The following is a 1,966-nucleotide window of genomic DNA, read 5'->3' on the forward strand; positions in this document are numbered from 1 at the left end:
ATCTAACTCCGAAGCAGTATGACCGTCTTTGCAGGTATATGGAATTTTGTGATTGCTATTCTACCCCGGCTGAAATGGCAACAAGGCTTGTCCAGGTCGGCTTGGCCGAAGCAATCAAGCGTGGTGCGATTAAAGAAGAGTAACACATAGTATAAAAATATCCCCGGCATAGAGCCGGGGTTTTTGTTGTTATTGGGCTTTGGGAAGTATGCCTTTGGCTTCCAGGACTTCTACTATTGTTTCTATATCTTGTCTGGTTTCTCGGAATCCCTTTTTCATTTGGTATTCCAGATTATCAATCCTATTGTTTAGATTACTGATGCGGTTGTCCAGATTTCCTATGTCGTTTTCTACGTTTCCTAATCGATTGTTGATTTTCTCTAATTTTAGGTTTATTGGCTCCAGCATTTGTTTCATTGCTTCTAAGATTTCTGTGTCTGTCATTTTTCCCTCCTTGATTATTATGCTTAAATCGATAAAGATTGATTTTTGTTGTTACAGTGCTTTTGGCAGAAGGTTCCTTGCTTCTAATATTGTCATGATAGTCTCTGTGTCCTGTTTTATTTCTCTGTAGTGTTTTTGGTTTTCATATTCCATTGTTTTCATATCCAGCTTAAGTGAATCTATTTGGATTTTCATTTCTGATATTTTTAAATCCATACTATCTAGTTTATTATTGATTGGTGTTAATAGTTGTCTTATAGTCTCGATTGTCTCATTATCCATTTTAATTATCCTCCTTGAATATTCTATGCTTAAACCGATAAAAATCGATTTTCGTTAATTCTGGTGCGTTACAGCCCTATTTTATACTGACGTCTCCATGGATGTTTCCGGCCACAATACCCTTGTTATGATTTACCTGGATTCCAGGTGTTCCTTGCATGTCCCTGTCTATTAGGTCATTTACATATGCGTTAAGGCTTTTGTATCCTTTGCTTTTCCAGTGTTTTTCTATGGTTGATTTTTTGCCTTTTGGTACATTAAATATACAGCGGTCATATTTTTCTTTTTGAAATTGTTGTATATATTTTGCTTGGTTAAAGTTACTCATATTTATATTCCCTTTCATTCATTGTGTCACTAATGTACAAAAATATATTTACATTGTGTCACTAATGCTTTATAATTAAGGCATAGATTAAATAATCATTAAGTAATAATTAAGTGCTTATTTGGTATCTATTTTACCACAAATTTAGTTAGTCTACAAGAATGTTTTAGTTAATTGATTAAGGAGGGTTTTTATTATGACAGTTTCCGATGTTTTTGATTTACTGTTTGTTGATGATAATACACGTTTTATCATTCGTGATTCTGATTCTTGTGTACTTGCGTTTGGTTATTGTTTTGATGATGATGTTATAAGCTATTTACATTATGAGGTTCTTTCTTTTACTTGCAAATTTCGTTCTAATAGGGCTTATGTTTTTGTTGATTTGGAGGTATTAGAATGATGGATAAAGAGTGTGTTAGAGAGATGTTAAATAATATTGTTGATTCTTGGTTATTAGGCAAATGCGTTAGTCTGTCATGGATTCGTGGGCAAATATTTTTCGCCTATATGATTGGAGCTATTACCACATTTGAGAAAGAGGAATTGCTTAAGCGTGTGTCTGAATCAAAGGAGGTTCTTTAAATGAGAAGGCTTTCTAAAGCTCTTATAGAGCAGGAACAAAGTGAAACCAGTGTTGCTATCTGCCGGGCCATGGCCTTGCATGACCAGTGCCGTGTGGATATGCTTCAATACCATTTTGTCCGTCTGGAGCATATTTTGGCTTACATCAATGAAAAGGCAGGTTCCATTCCGCCTATATCGGATGATGTTCATATATCTTAGGTAGCCCCCAGGGCATCCCCTCGCGGCTCTGCCCTGGTCTATATAAATAATTCATTAGTTGATTTGAGAAAGAGAGGTTTTTGATTATGGTATACGAGATTTTAGGCATTGAAAGATTTGAGGGAA

Annotated in this window: 6 protein-coding genes; 3 read left to right on the top strand and 3 right to left on the bottom strand. The window is 35.3% G+C overall.

What is annotated here, in order from left to right:
• Positions 1-189: 189 nt before the first annotated feature.
• The 3 genes from FYJ39_RS20275 to FYJ39_RS20285 form a co-directional block, all read right to left on the bottom strand.
• The gene (locus tag FYJ39_RS20275; protein ID WP_154474110.1) at positions 190-444 is read right to left on the bottom strand and encodes a hypothetical protein; all 255 of its coding nucleotides are present in this window, start codon (positions 442-444) and stop codon (positions 190-192) included.
• A gap of 51 nt (positions 445-495) precedes the next feature.
• The gene (locus tag FYJ39_RS20280) at positions 496-726 is read right to left on the bottom strand and encodes a hypothetical protein (RefSeq protein ID WP_154474111.1); all 231 of its coding nucleotides are present in this window, start codon (positions 724-726) and stop codon (positions 496-498) included.
• A 76-nt stretch (positions 727-802) separates the two neighbouring features.
• The gene (locus FYJ39_RS20285; RefSeq protein WP_154474112.1) at positions 803-1,054 is read right to left on the bottom strand and encodes a hypothetical protein; all 252 of its coding nucleotides are present in this window, start codon (positions 1,052-1,054) and stop codon (positions 803-805) included.
• A 196-nt stretch (positions 1,055-1,250) separates the two neighbouring features.
• On the opposite strand from FYJ39_RS20285, the gene FYJ39_RS20290 reads away from it, so the two are divergent.
• The 3 genes from FYJ39_RS20290 to FYJ39_RS20300 are packed head-to-tail and all read left to right on the top strand — an operon-like array spanning position 1,251 to position 1,840.
• Entirely contained in the window at positions 1,251-1,457 is a 207-nt protein-coding gene (locus FYJ39_RS20290) for a hypothetical protein (RefSeq protein ID WP_154474113.1), read from the top strand.
• Positions 1,454-1,639 (top strand): hypothetical protein, encoded by a 186-nt coding sequence (locus FYJ39_RS20295; RefSeq protein ID WP_154474114.1) that lies wholly within the window; start codon positions 1,454-1,456, stop codon positions 1,637-1,639. Before FYJ39_RS20290 ends, FYJ39_RS20295 begins: the two co-directional genes overlap by 4 nt.
• Positions 1,640-1,840 (top strand): hypothetical protein, encoded by a 201-nt coding sequence (locus FYJ39_RS20300; protein WP_154474115.1) that lies wholly within the window; start codon positions 1,640-1,642, stop codon positions 1,838-1,840. It abuts the gene before it with no gap.
• Positions 1,841-1,966 lie beyond the last annotated feature (126 nt).

It is taken from the genome of Clostridium porci (genome assembly GCF_009696375.1).
Classification (GTDB): Bacteria; Bacillota; Clostridia; order Lachnospirales; family Lachnospiraceae; genus Enterocloster; species Enterocloster porci.

Coding starts and splice junctions, on each gene's coding strand:
- FYJ39_RS20275 (WP_154474110.1), bottom strand. CDS start 444: ATGACAGACACAGAAATCTTAGAAGCAATGAAACAAATGCTGGAGCCA.
- FYJ39_RS20280 (WP_154474111.1), bottom strand. CDS start 726: ATGGATAATGAGACAATCGAGACTATAAGACAACTATTAACACCAATC.
- FYJ39_RS20285 (WP_154474112.1), bottom strand. CDS start 1,054: ATGAGTAACTTTAACCAAGCAAAATATATACAACAATTTCAAAAAGAA.
- FYJ39_RS20290 (WP_154474113.1), top strand. CDS start 1,251: ATGACAGTTTCCGATGTTTTTGATTTACTGTTTGTTGATGATAATACA.
- FYJ39_RS20295 (WP_154474114.1), top strand. CDS start 1,454: ATGATGGATAAAGAGTGTGTTAGAGAGATGTTAAATAATATTGTTGAT.
- FYJ39_RS20300 (WP_154474115.1), top strand. CDS start 1,640: ATGAGAAGGCTTTCTAAAGCTCTTATAGAGCAGGAACAAAGTGAAACC.